13 protein-coding genes and 1 pseudogene are annotated in these 12627 nt (G+C 37.0%); 4 read left to right on the top strand and 10 right to left on the bottom strand.

Features of this window, described 5'->3' with window-relative positions; translation table 11 throughout:
- Positions 1-172 precede the first annotated feature (172 nt).
- The 6 genes from QU661_RS01545 to QU661_RS01520 form a co-directional block, all read right to left on the bottom strand.
- A complete protein-coding gene (locus tag QU661_RS01545) occupies positions 173-916 on the bottom strand; it encodes a DUF3037 domain-containing protein (RefSeq protein ID WP_304990018.1) in 744 nt (247 codons plus the stop codon).
- Positions 917-932: 16 nt separating this feature from the next.
- Positions 933-1691: a HipA family kinase gene (locus QU661_RS01540; RefSeq protein ID WP_304990017.1), complete on the bottom strand. Its 759-nt coding sequence runs from the start codon at positions 1689-1691 to the stop codon at positions 933-935.
- A gap of 599 nt (positions 1692-2290) precedes the next feature.
- Entirely contained in the window at positions 2291-2422 is a 132-nt protein-coding gene (locus tag QU661_RS08390) for a DpnII family type II restriction endonuclease (RefSeq protein ID WP_416388974.1), read from the bottom strand.
- A 93-nt stretch (positions 2423-2515) separates the two neighbouring features.
- The gene (locus tag QU661_RS01530) at positions 2516-3331 is read right to left on the bottom strand and encodes a DNA-methyltransferase (RefSeq protein ID WP_304990016.1); all 816 of its coding nucleotides are present in this window, start codon (positions 3329-3331) and stop codon (positions 2516-2518) included.
- Positions 3332-3346: 15 nt separating this feature from the next.
- On the bottom strand, positions 3347-4180 hold the full coding sequence (locus QU661_RS01525) for a DNA adenine methylase (protein WP_304990015.1): 834 nt from the start codon (positions 4178-4180) through the stop codon (positions 3347-3349).
- Between the two features lie 93 nt (positions 4181-4273).
- Positions 4274-5002, bottom strand: coding sequence for a TRM11 family SAM-dependent methyltransferase (locus tag QU661_RS01520; RefSeq protein WP_304990014.1), 729 nt, complete (start codon positions 5000-5002; stop codon positions 4274-4276).
- A 149-nt stretch (positions 5003-5151) separates the two neighbouring features.
- Between QU661_RS01520 and QU661_RS01515 the strand changes: the two genes are divergently transcribed.
- The 3 genes from QU661_RS01515 (at position 5152) to QU661_RS01505 (ending at position 6725) form a co-directional block, all read left to right on the top strand.
- Positions 5152-5385, top strand: coding sequence for a helix-turn-helix domain-containing protein (locus QU661_RS01515; RefSeq protein WP_304990013.1), 234 nt, complete (start codon positions 5152-5154; stop codon positions 5383-5385).
- A gap of 5 nt (positions 5386-5390) precedes the next feature.
- Positions 5391-5912 carry a PD-(D/E)XK nuclease superfamily protein gene (locus tag QU661_RS01510; RefSeq protein ID WP_304990012.1) on the top strand — a complete coding sequence of 174 codons (522 nt, stop codon included), beginning with the start codon at positions 5391-5393 and terminating at the stop codon, positions 5910-5912.
- A gap of 555 nt (positions 5913-6467) precedes the next feature.
- The gene (locus tag QU661_RS01505; protein WP_304990011.1) at positions 6468-6725 is read left to right on the top strand and encodes a hypothetical protein; all 258 of its coding nucleotides are present in this window, start codon (positions 6468-6470) and stop codon (positions 6723-6725) included.
- Positions 6726-6977: 252 nt separating this feature from the next.
- Here the strand turns inward: QU661_RS01505 and QU661_RS01500 are convergent, their stop codons facing one another.
- The 4 genes from QU661_RS01500 to QU661_RS01485 all read right to left on the bottom strand — a co-directional run bounded on the left by QU661_RS01500 (position 6978) and on the right by QU661_RS01485 (position 11587).
- On the bottom strand, positions 6978-7280 hold the full coding sequence (locus tag QU661_RS01500; RefSeq protein ID WP_304990010.1) for a DDE-type integrase/transposase/recombinase: 303 nt from the start codon (positions 7278-7280) through the stop codon (positions 6978-6980).
- A 268-nt stretch (positions 7281-7548) separates the two neighbouring features.
- Complete coding sequence (gene tnpA / locus QU661_RS01495) at positions 7549-8001, bottom strand: IS200/IS605 family transposase (protein ID WP_304990451.1); 453 nt, start codon at positions 7999-8001, stop codon at positions 7549-7551.
- A gap of 271 nt (positions 8002-8272) precedes the next feature.
- Positions 8273-9505: an AI-2E family transporter gene (locus QU661_RS01490; protein ID WP_304990009.1), complete on the bottom strand. Its 1233-nt coding sequence runs from the start codon at positions 9503-9505 to the stop codon at positions 8273-8275.
- Positions 9506-9643: 138 nt separating this feature from the next.
- A complete protein-coding gene (locus QU661_RS01485) occupies positions 9644-11587 on the bottom strand; it encodes an elongation factor G (RefSeq protein ID WP_304990008.1) in 1944 nt (647 codons plus the stop codon).
- 283 nt (positions 11588-11870) lie between these two features.
- On the opposite strand from QU661_RS01485, the pseudogene QU661_RS08380 reads away from it, so the two are divergent.
- Positions 11871-12599, top strand: a pseudogene (locus QU661_RS08380) (ISL3 family transposase).
- Positions 12600-12627 lie beyond the last annotated feature (28 nt).

Raw genomic sequence — 12627 nt, 5'->3', positions numbered from 1 at the left:
GTATCTACATTCTGTTCCTTTGTTTGCAGCTGATAGACCGCATTCAAAGTCCGACAGAAGGGTTTTTTATTTTCAATTTCTGCTCATCGGCAAAACTTTTACTGAACCACACGTCCAACACGTGGTTTCACTTATACAAAAAGCCGCAGACACATAATCTACGGCTTTGGCTCTACGAACACTGCTTCAAAATATAATCCATTCCATCATCCAATTTCATAACCTTTGCATTCTTTGATAGTATCTTAATAATTATATTGAGATTGCTCATATCTTCATAATCTGAATCATATATGAATAATACTTTCTTTTGTGATCCCAACTCGCCAGCTACAAAAGACCATTGTCTAGCACTTCCAATAACTCTCTTTAAGTTTTTTCCCTTAAAGGAGAACATTTTAATGCACACATTTCCAACTTGATAATCAAAGGAAATTTCATCACTATATGGTCCATCAATCTTTTGGGTAGTAAATTCAAGATTATTTGATTCAAGCACTCTACGAATTAATTTCTTTTCTTCATTGTTATTTAATCTCCGTGATTTTGGTAAATCATATTTCAAATATAATTTCGATAAATTATCTATATAATCCTCATTTTCATTGACTGAAAGAGTCCTAACTGGCGAGAACCTAAATTCATTTGCATACACTCTAACGTATGAAGAAAGGTCAAATTCTTTGTTAAAATTAAAAATAGAAGTCTCAACTTCATCTTTAATTCCGCGTAAATAGAGTTTAACAAAATCAATATCCGCTTCATCATCAAAAGCATGAAAACGTTGGAAATTAGAAATATATTTGAAATCACGTTGTCCTTTTGTTACATTGTGAAATAACACACCTATACATAAGCACTCATCTGATATAGGTGAATGATAATAATTCAATGCTGCATATTCAATGTGGTACATAATATTTCCTCCTTTCCTATCTGTTATTGTATGTCAAAACTGTAGATATTATAACATCCAAATTATCTACTCTGTATAGGATATAATTTACAAGTTCATCAATATCTTTCTGTTTGGGTTTCCACTCTTCGGGAATAATGTCGATAATTCTCATTATTGTATCACGATTAATCTTGCGTTTAAATATCAAGCTTTCTTTTTCCAACATCTCTTTTGTAACAGAAAAATTATGAAAAAACATTTCATACAAGTAAGAATTATATTCCAGCACTTTTGTGTCTAATAAATCATTTTCTTCCATTGCCCTTTTCAAGCAACTCGCATCCCAAGACGTTTGATTTATAAAAACATGTGTATGGTCTATTACTTTTAGTGAAACATCATCCTTACAAAATCGCACTAATAAATTTCCAAAATTTCTATCTGTATTAAATATAACATGATCAAATAGTAGAAGCTTTACAAAATCCTTTTTATTTCTCATTTTACTGATAATGGTGGGAAGTAGTTTTGTAACTTTTGGCATATATTCTGAAAAAAAAGCTTTTCCATAATTATGCGAAGTAGCAAGTTCTTCATCTTGTATTTCCGAAGAACTATCCAAAATGCAAACACCCGATTTTGGCATCGGAATAGCTAATAAAATAGCCAAACGATAGCATAAATACTCATTAAAGAGCACTAAATTCCCTTCCGGTCCATTATATAATTTTGCAACAACCTGTGTTTCATCTTCTAAAATTGCAAATTTAGGTTCTGTAGAACCAAGGTTCATGTTGTAGCACAATTGACTAATTTTTGGCTCGTTAATGAATATCACCTCCCAATAATTATTTGAATTACTATATCAGAAACCGCCTACATTTACGAGCCAAAATTTATTTAAAACATCCTATATTATCTTAAATATTTTCTGCGACATCGGTTTCTCATTTTTCTTTTCGACCTCTGCCTGTGCCTTTCTAAATTCTTCCATTTGATTCAGTTCTTAATCTGTATAATCGAATCCGATATGCGTGTAGACATTCATTGTAACGCTTATATCTGAATGCCTCATAAGGTGCTGAAGTGTTTTGGTATTCACCCAAGCTTTGCTTGGTTTGAGTAATATGTATACCTGCAAGCATGAGGTGTGATGTTTGGCATCTGCGCTCTGTTGATGTCGTTGTACTTGCCAATCATATGGTTGAATCTATGCTGTCAGTGCATTGCTACCAAGTTCAATATTTATACCTAATCCGACATCTAATAAATAACCAATAACGCGACTTTGTAACAATTCAAAAATCTCCGCCTTCTACATAAACTCAACATATAATTCAATGTCATAATTTATAAAATTAAAATTAACGTCCAGTGTTCTATCATTCTCTGTTATAGCAGTATATTCTCTTTTACTGCGAGCAATAGGGGAATAGCCTTTATACAATCTGGATATTCAGACACTAAATCTCTGAATTCATCTTCTATATTTTCCGAGTCCTTTAATGTATTCAATAGAGCCAATTGACGCTTTACCGATGCAGTGTTCTTATAGGCTGTGTTATAGTTTACGTAGTAATTTCAATTATTAATATTATCCGCAAACGACTTAAGCAATTATTCAAATCCATATTTGTCATTTAGTCCCATCTCCAATCGTGCTTTTGTAATATTCAAATAATCTTCTTCTGTATCAATTCCAATAAAAACTCTACCAAATCTATTAGCCACTACCCCTGTTGTACCAGAACCGCAAAAAGGATCTAATACAATATCCCCCCGTTGTGTTGATGCCTGTATTATTCTCTCTAATAAATACTCTGGCTTCTGCGTCGGATGCTTTCCAGCCTTCTTCTCTGATGGTTTTGTCAGACTACCAACCCAAACATCCTTAATCTGCTTGCCATCATTTTGTTCTTTCATGAGCTCATAATTAAAATAGTGTCGAGATTTCTTATCAGCTTTCTGCGCCCACAATATCGTTTCAGTTGAATGAGTGAAACAGCTACAGGTTAAATTGGGAGGCGGATTTGTTTTTTGCCAAGTAATATTATTTATTATTTTGAAGCCCTCCTGTTCTAATGCCATTCCAATAGAATAAATATTATGTAGAGTCCCCGATATCCAAATACTTCCATCAGGCTTCATCACTCTCTTACAAAGCTTTATCCACTTTCTATTAAACCTATGCTTATCTGAAATATGGGTTGCTTCCTCTCCAATCCTATCCCATTCCCCTTTATTCACAGACACCATTCGGCCACCTTTACAAGTAATTCCATCATTGCTTAAAAAGTACGGTGGATCTGCAAAAATCATATCGATGCTCTCAGGTTTCATCTTACTTAATACTTGGAATGAATCTCCAAGTATTATCTGCGCAGACGGATTCTCATAGAAATATTGCTGTTTTTTCCCAAGTAATCTTTCCATTCGAACCGCCTCCCCTTAATAATTGCAAATAATAACTTCTTCTCCTGTTCGCTTTGTAGCATCTGAATTAATCATTCTTTTTACACTGACCACATCAATTTCATAGCCTTTATTGCCATATAGCTTATTGATAAATTCGGTATTGTGATTTGTAATCATGCAATAACATCCACGCTGGGTTAATTCATCAAATAGTTTTGCCAATCGCTCATGACTTTCAACATCAAATCCTTCCTTCGTATAAGACTCAAAGGAGGTAGAATTCAAAGGAGCATACGGACTATCAAAAAACACAAAATCTCCTCTTTGTGCATCACGACAAGCCTCTTCAAAATCACCTTGCAATATTGTTATACTCTTCAAAAATTCAGATACTGCCATTATTGATTCCTCATCAATAGACAGCTTGGTGCTATTATTGCAAGGAACATTAAATAAACCTTTTCCATTTACTCTATACAGTCCATTAAAACAATGCTTATTTATAAATACAAATAATGCTGCTAACTCAATATCAAACTCCTCTTTCATTAATTTGTCATTATAGTGTTCTCTTAATGTACAATAATATGTCTTTACATCATCTCCCATCGCAGCATCTAACTTATTAACCCTAGCAATAAACTCCTGTGGATTACTTGCGATTATTCTATATGTATTAATCAGAGAAGCATTGATATCATTTATTACAGCCATCTCCGGTTGTAATTCAAACAACACCGCTCCTCCACCAATGAATGGTTCATAATAGTTATTATAGGTTTTAGGCATTCTCTCTGATATTTTATCCAGCAATTGTCTTTTTCCTCCTGCCCATTTCACAAATGGTGCCACATTCTTATTAGACATTTGATTTTCCTCCTTCCGTTAAAACTTCTACTTCCATTATACGAGGAAGAGTCGCTATTATCAATATAAACTTTCACTTTTTGTGAAACTTAATTATTTGTAAAAAACAAAAATATATTCGTGTGCCAACATTAAAAATTTCTTTTCAATGCCAACCCATTTGTCTGTAGATTTACAGTTATGTTGTTCTTTGATGATTATTTCTTTTAATTTAAATCCTTCATCCAAAAAACATTGCATTAACTGAAATCCTAGTGGAACCACATTACCTCTATACCTTTTATCTCCTATCATCACAGCACAACACTTACCCTTTTTCAAAACACGATATGATTCTTTTGCGACCTTATTTATTGAATCAAAAAAAACTTGCTCATCCAAGAGTGAAATATCACCTTCTATATTTGCACTGTACTTGATGATATTTGCGTACGGCGGATGTGTGCATATAAAGTCAATCCTATTATCTTTGATAAATGATAGTTCTGTAGCATCTCCGTGCCTTACAAAAATTTTCGATTGTGATTCACATTCAAAATTGAGATTTGTTTCTGATAAAGAAACGGATTGCGGATTGATATCTAACCCAACCGCATTTCGATTAAGTAATTTGGCTTCAACTAATGTTGTGCCACTACCTAAGAATTGATCTAGAATCCAGTCTCCTGGTTTAGAATAACGAAGTATCAAGTTTCTCGGCACATATGGTGACCAATTTCCTCGATAACGTCCTGAGTGGGTTGCCCATTTTCCTCGGTCTGGAAAAGACCAGATTGTTGATTGCTCTGGGCTAAAGCTATTCGGTTGTAAAAAGATAAGCATCTCCTCCTTATTATTTTTAGATTTATATATTACACACATTTTTTCTTTTATCTAACACTTTTCTCCTTATACGCAGCTTTCACTATAAGTGAGTTTTAGTTCAATCGCCTTAATTATATAATATTCACATATAGTGAAGGGAGTGTACTATGCAATTTTCAAATGAAACGGAGCTGTATCAAGTTATTGGCTCAAATATAAAATACTACAGAGAGCAAGCTGGCTTAACTCAAATCCAGTTGTCGGAACAGGTACAAATTAGCATTAGCTACCTCTCAAAGATAGAAGCTTCCGGTTGTGCCAAGAGTCTTTCCATTTCTGTATTAAATCATATTGCTAATGCACTTGATTTAGATATCACAGAATTCTTTCAGAAGAGGTAATTTTCATGGCTAGACAAGCTAATACACATGGGGGTGGCGCTAGAACAAACGCAAATGGGTTACATTTTGAGCAAACCACCGCTCTCGATACTGCATTAACATTTGCAGGATATAGAGTATCTGGACATACCGTTTATGATGGAACAGTTAAAATAGGATTATCCGTACAGAAATATGATTTCTATAGATATTTCCTAGAACCTAACCATATTGATTACACTGATTATAATTCAAAGAAATGGTTGCCTGACGAATGTTTTGTTAATCTTCAAACACATAATGTTTACATAATTGAGAAGAAATTTCAAAATTCATCCGGTTCTGTAGACGAAAAACTACCTAACTGTGATTTTAAGAAGAAAGAGTATGAAAAGCTCTGTCATCCAATAGGATTTGATGTTGAGTACCTTTATGTTTTTAACGATTGGTTTAAGCATGGAGTTTATAGAGATACTCTTGAATACATTGAAGATGTTGACTGCAATTACTTCTATAATGAAATCCCTTTAAATTTCCTAGGCTTATAAAAAGGGATGATTAATTATGGAACGAAAATTTTTTGAAAAGTGGTTTTCAAATGGAGGAATTTGAAACGAGGTTAGGAAACGTGTCCTTGAAGTTTTAATGGATGAAACACCCTACATAGGTGCAGGCGATTTATCAAGTAAATGCACATACTTTGTTGAAATGCTCTCTGATGGAAATCGTATATATCTAGCTCATCCTGTTAGGATTTAATTTTGTTGTTCGTGTTGAAAATGCAGGTTAGGGGCAAAAAAAGGAGGGGTATATAAAAATGTTCCTTCTCATAAAGAAATCAGAGCAGATCTAGAATTAAAAAAGAAGAGAATCCAGAAATGTATAAAAAAATTTATGAGTTGTTAAAGGAAGTATTTGAATGCCATGATATATCTGAAGAAAAACATAACTCCATTCACTTTGAAACAGATTTTTTCTGCAGAACATATATTGAAAGTTATTAAATGATTGTTTATTGAGTAAGACATTGCCTACTGGAGTTACTCTGGCAGAAATATGACATGGGGACTAGTTCCCGAAAAAGATTAAAGGAGGTTGCTATTATGCCACATGGAAATTATGCGGAATGCCCTCAGTGCGGATTAATTGCACGAGGAGATGATGAAATCGAAGAACTCTTTGGTTTTAGATACGGACATACAAAGCCACAATCATGGTGCAAATCATGCAGAAACGGTATTTCAAGAGGTGAATCACTTAGCGTATGTGATGCTGCAGATATTTGGCTATCTAACGGAATGGACGAAGATTACATGTTTGGTTATTCCGAAGAAGAATTAAGAGATGCTCTAGATAAATAAGAAGAGTGAGGGTGCGGACGTTTTCTTGGATAGCTTAAACAGCCAATTTAAGAGAACGCCTGTACTCCATAGAACTCAAATACCCTAATGATTTCTTGATTCTTTTTTCATTGTATCAATTAATGTACATATCTAACTCATGTGAGAATTCCTCTATGGTCACATTTTTCCATTCTTGATTGTAGAAGAACTCGTTTTTATTAGTCTAAATAAACCTTAACAAGCAGTATTATCTGGAGAGTACCCTTTCTGTTACATGAATCTTGTATATCCGTTTATCTCCATCTTCTCAGTCCAATCTGGCCAGCGATAGTGGCATCCTCGTTCTGTATGAAGGATTGGTTTGAATTTTGTGCCTATATTCGCAATCACATCGTCGAGCATGCCATTGACTAGATCGGCATTTGGATGTTCACTTATTCGCCACGTGACCAGCATTCCATCAAAGCAATCTACTGCCGGAGACAGATATACCTTGCCTGCCGGAATAGCAAACCCGCTAATATCCGACAAAAGAAGTTCATCTGGCTTCTCGCTACGAAAGTTCCTCTGCACTTCGTTTGGAACAGCTGGACTGATTTCCCCCTTATACGAACTGTATTTCTTCAGTTTTCGGGTTTTTACTGGGTCATCAAAGTTTTTTAGGGTTTGCCAAAGTTTTTTTGAGCAAATTTTATGGTCTAGTTTTATGAGCTCACTAAAATGGGGGGTTCGAACAGAGGCTATAAGCCCCTAATACTGACCCGCCCTAAAGACGCGGGTTTTCACTTTGTTAAAACCTCAATGTCTCTTCCTCTTTGGCTACCACTGAAGTGGTTTCTTTTTATTTAAATGGATCTACGTACTCTTTCACACTTAACTTATCTTTCGTGATATCTTGTTGTTCTTGTTCCTGAATGTATTTCTTTATTATTGCTTCATTCAAGCATACTGTACTTACATAATATCCTTCTGCCCAAAAATGTCGATCCCCCAATTTATACTTCAAATTTGCATATCTCTCAAACATCATTAGAGTGCTCTTTCCCTTGAGATATCCCATGAAACTTGATACACTTATTCTCAGTGGTATTTCTACAAGTAGATGTACGTGATCCAGCATCATGTGTCCTTCTAGTATTTCTACCTCTTTGTATTTACAGAGTCGTTTAATATACTCTTGTAAATCTTTTCTATATTTGTTATATATTATTTTTCGCCTATATTTAGGTGTAAAAACTATATGATATTTGCACATCCATTTTGTGTGCGATAAACTATATGACTTATTCGCCATAAACTCTCCGGAGTTGGTGCACTGAGGTCTGAATAATCTCATTGTACCAACTCCGGAGAGTTTTTGTATAACATTCAATGCGCACCAGCTTAGCTGGTGGTTTATTGTCTCGGACGCTCTGCGTCCTCGACGGGGGCTTATAGCCCAACAAACACAAAGCGAGTTGTCACTCAACGCATGACCACTCGCTTATTTTATCGAAATACATTTAATCTAATATTTTAAAACTAGTTAGTGGTTTCAAGCAGCTTAATAAATGGCGTAAACCATGTTACTCTTCCAAGCCCTCTCCATCCACGCTGCCAGCTACAGCGATGGTATCTTCACATGCTCTAGCCTTCGCTCTTCTCTCAACGAGGCGTTCAAACCATATCTTGAGCAGCGCAGCAAACGGCACAGCAACGATCATACCTGCAAATCCGCCCACCTTCTCACCTGCGATGATAGCTACCAATACCAGCAGCGGGTGAATTTCAATACTGTGAGATAATAACTTTGGATTGATAACCGCACCATCCAGAACCTGTACCACCGAGATGATTATGATAGATATAATCATCGTCTTAATCTCGCCAGAAATCACACCTGACACGATAGTGAGTCCATATCCGACAATCGGTCCCATATACGGAATCAGATTCGCAATACCAGCCATCATACCGATCATCACACCGTAAGGCATGCCAGCTACAGTCAGCCCGATAATGATGAGGAGTGCCACTGTAAATCCATCCATCGCTGCACCGCGGAAGTATCCGCTAAACACCTTGTTAACATCGCTGTACACGTATGTCAGCCTGTCATTCGCACGCTGCGACCAGATTGTCCTTAGCATCTTGCCCCAGTACTTCCTGAGGTTTTCTGCGTCAAATAAGAAGTATACCGCGAACATAACCGAGAACAGCAATGTGCTCACACCAGCCGTGATATTCGAAAGTAACGTCGGTAGACCGCTTGCACTATTTAGTTTATGTGAAATCCAGTTAATTAGATTCTTTTCAAAGTTAAGGTCGTAGTTCTTGCTGAAGTTGTACTTTGAAAGCCACTGCTTGAAGCTATGTTCAAATGATTTCGCCTGATCCACAATGCTGTTCACGAGTGCATTGATGCTGTCAGCATTTATAGTCTGCACCTGCTTTGTCACTGCATATATGACCGCTGTGAGTGAGGTCAGCACAATCGCTACGATGAGCAGAAGCGTTATCAAAACTGCTACTGTGTGTCTACGCCTCTTCTGAACGGGGTTTTGACTTAGCGATTTTACATTTCGCGTTATCAGTCTTTCAGCTACTCCAACTAGCGGATTGAGGATATACGCCAAAATCGCACCGATTACCGCTGGCTTAAGAATATCGGCAAGCCAATCTACAACACCAAGTACGCTCTTGCTAATGCTCTGATACTGTCCCATAAATAAAATCAAAGCATAAGACAGTCCCACTGCCAGAACTACATAAGCCACGATCTTGAGATATTTACTGTCTAATTTGTCTCTAAATTTCATGAGTTCCCCTCTCTAATTCAATACGCTTATATTATCAGAAAAATTACTATCTTGCAGTAAAAGTTAATGTAATAGCCTAATTAAAAAGATAAAGACCAGCCCTCCGGCTGGTCCTTGTCTATATATCGCTATAAGCGTTTATTTACCTTCTGTCTCCTGCTTATGCGCCTCAATTATCTTCTGCGCTAGGTTAGCAGGCACTTCTTCGTACTTGGAGAATTCCATCTCAAAGCTACCTCTAGCCTGAGTCATAGCTCTTAGCACGATTGCGTAATCGAAAAGCTCAGCCTCTGGTGCTTCAGCATGCAAGCAGGTTGTACCATCATCTGCTGGATCCATACCTAGGATACGCCCTCTTCTCTTATTCATATCCCCCATTACATCGCCTGTGTACTTCTCAGGAACTACGATATCGAGCTTCATGATTGGTTCTAGTAAGCAAGGCTTTGCCTCTACGATACCCTTCTTGAAAGCTAGTGATGCAGCTATCTTGAACGCCATCTCGTTGGAGTCTACATCATGGTACGAACCATCGTATAGAACCGCCTTGATGTTAACTACCTTGCAACCAGCAAGAGGACCCTTCTCCATCGACTCGATGAGACCTTTCTCAACTGCAGGAACGTAGCTCTTAGGGATTGCTCCGCCAAATAGTTCTTCTGAAAATTCGAAATTTTCCTTAGCTGGCGAGAATCTGATGTGCACGTCTCCATACTGTCCAGCACCACCAGACTGCTTCTTGTGCTTACCCTGAACGTCTGAAGTACCCTTAATTGTCTCTCTGTAAGCTATCTTCTGAGGAACAGTCACTACGTCGATTCCGTAGTTCTTCTTGAGCCTCTCTTTGATGATTCCAATCTGGAGGTCTCCCTGTCCGCCGAGAAGCGACTGATGTGTCTCAACATTTCTCACGAGTGCAAACGAAGGATCTTCTTCAATCAGCTTGAATAAAGCCTGTGTCATCTTTTCTTCGTCGTTCTTGTCCTTAGCCTGAACTGCGATAAAGTAGTTTGGCTTAGGGAAGTCGATTGGCTCGAACTCTATCCCTTCACTCTTGAGAGATAGTGTATCACCAGTCTTTGTTCCTGCTAGCTTCGCAAGTGCAAATATATCACCAGCAACAACCTCAGTTGCTGGAACCTGCTGTTTACCTCTTACAAAGAACATGGAGCCGAGCTTCTCCATCTTCTGCGCGCGCGCGTTATACAGTTCCTGACCAACCTTGATAGTTCCTGTGATAACCTTTGCGTAGGAAATTCTGCCTAGGAATGGGTCAGCGATTGTCTTAAATACCCATAGCACTGGCTTCTCTGCTGGGTCTGTTGTAATTTCAACATCTTCGCCTTTTATATTCTTTGCTGGATATGCAGGGTGCATATTAGGTGTAGGAACGTACTTGCTTATGGAACGTAGAACTTCATCAACTCCCTCTCCCGTCTTTGAGGACATCTTGATAATAGGCACCACATCTCCTGTTGCAATTCCTGTCATAAGTCCGTTATAAAATTCTTCATCTGTAAATGGCTCTTCGTTAAAGAACTTCTCCATTAGAGCCTCATCTGTACCAGCAACTGCCTCGTTCAGAGCGTCCTTGTCATCATCCGTAACTACAGAGTTTCCGAACTTCTCGCGAAGCTGAGCTACAACCCTATCTACATCTACGTTTTCTTTATCTATCTTGGTGAGGACTATAAATTTTGGATTCTTATGCTTACTGCATTCCTCCCACGCCTTCTCAGTTCCTACTTGCACTCCAGCAGATGCGTCAACCATGATAATCGATGATGCAGCTGTGCTGAGCGCTGAACGAATCTCCCCCTTGAAGTCGAATAATCCTGGGGTATCAAGGAAATTATATTTATATCCCTGGTACTCTACCGGAACTAGAGTGGTATTGATAGAATGCTTCTTCTCAATTTCCATCTTGTCATAATCCGATGTGGTGTTGCCATCCTCTACTTTACCTATTCTGGTAATCGCACCAGTGGCAAGCAGAGCCGCTTCAAGAAAAGTCGTTTTACCGCAGCCGCCATGTCCTAAAAGTATGACGTTTCTGATCTTATCTGTAGAATAACCTTTCATCCTTAGATCCTCCCATTGATTTTATTATTTTGTTGAGCTGATAAAATTATTTAAGCTCTTGCCACAAGTATAACATAGGATGTACCTTGTTCAATACAATATTTAAATTGACATTCAGCAGGAAAATTACGTCTTGAATTTGTGGTAAAACCGTTTGTTCGGGATTTGATATTGTAATAAACATCGAAAGTGAATTTATTTATAATAATGTTTATGTACATAAACTATACCAACAAGGACGAGAGTAAAAGAACGTGCAAGTGTTAAGTATCTAATTTCAGATATGTATAATCCATACCTCAGCTATGTAAAAAGATACTTCCCAAATGCTGTATCTGTAGTCGATTCTTTTCATGTAATGCAATGGCTCATTCATTCTCTTGACATATTTCTTAGAAGCCTACAAAAGGAATACAAAGCACAAGATGAATCTAGGAAACAAATATATTATTCTAAATATGGGTATAAGAAAAGATCCCCTATTTCAGATGAAGTATATCTTCTAAAAAAGTATCGCTGGCTGCTTCTTTCAAATCAAGATAATTTAGAATATCATCTGTAACCTAGGTATGACAGACACTTTAGGTATTTCATAAACACTTTTGGATATGAAGAAAAATTCCTAGCCCTTCATCCATATATTAAAGATTTTAGAGATTTAAAAGAAGAGTATGTAAGATTCAATTCTAGAAATGCTGGTAATCCCTTGAAAGCTGCTGAGGAAATAGATCCCCTAATTCACAAATTCTGTAGTAGTGAATATAAGATATTTATTGAGTTCGGAAATTTACTACGTAAATACAAGAACCCCATTATTAACTCATTCATAATGGGGGAGCGAATAGGACCAGATGGTATATATAATAGTCGACTTTCTAATGGTCCAATTGAATCTTTAAATCGTAAAGTAAAAGACCTAAAGCGACTAGGTAGAGGATTTCGAAACTTTGAACATATGAGAAATAGATTTCTTTTTGCTACTCGTAGGAATCCAATTTACAAAGGCTATTAAGCTAATAACTGATGTTTTCCCATGCAAA

The organism is Mogibacterium neglectum, assembly GCF_030644205.1.
Classification (GTDB): domain Bacteria; phylum Bacillota; class Clostridia; order Peptostreptococcales; family Anaerovoracaceae; genus Mogibacterium; species Mogibacterium neglectum.
This window is presented reverse-complemented; position numbering and strand designations above follow the sequence as displayed.

Coding starts and splice junctions, on each gene's coding strand:
- QU661_RS01510 (WP_304990012.1), top strand. CDS start 5,391: ATGGCTAGACAAGCTAATACACATGGGGGTGGCGCTAGAACAAACGCA.
- QU661_RS01540 (WP_304990017.1), bottom strand. CDS start 1,691: ATGAACCTTGGTTCTACAGAACCTAAATTTGCAATTTTAGAAGATGAA.
- QU661_RS01545 (WP_304990018.1), bottom strand. CDS start 916: ATGTACCACATTGAATATGCAGCATTGAATTATTATCATTCACCTATA.
- QU661_RS01485 (WP_304990008.1), bottom strand. CDS start 11,587: ATGAAAGGTTATTCTACAGATAAGATCAGAAACGTCATACTTTTAGGA.
- QU661_RS01505 (WP_304990011.1), top strand. CDS start 6,468: ATGCCACATGGAAATTATGCGGAATGCCCTCAGTGCGGATTAATTGCA.
- QU661_RS01490 (WP_304990009.1), bottom strand. CDS start 9,505: ATGAAATTTAGAGACAAATTAGACAGTAAATATCTCAAGATCGTGGCT.
- tnpA (WP_304990451.1), bottom strand. CDS start 8,001: ATGGCGAATAAGTCATATAGTTTATCGCACACAAAATGGATGTGCAAA.
- QU661_RS01520 (WP_304990014.1), bottom strand. CDS start 5,002: ATGCTTATCTTTTTACAACCGAATAGCTTTAGCCCAGAGCAATCAACA.
- QU661_RS01525 (WP_304990015.1), bottom strand. CDS start 4,180: ATGTCTAATAAGAATGTGGCACCATTTGTGAAATGGGCAGGAGGAAAA.
- QU661_RS01515 (WP_304990013.1), top strand. CDS start 5,152: ATGCAATTTTCAAATGAAACGGAGCTGTATCAAGTTATTGGCTCAAAT.
- QU661_RS01530 (WP_304990016.1), bottom strand. CDS start 3,331: ATGGAAAGATTACTTGGGAAAAAACAGCAATATTTCTATGAGAATCCG.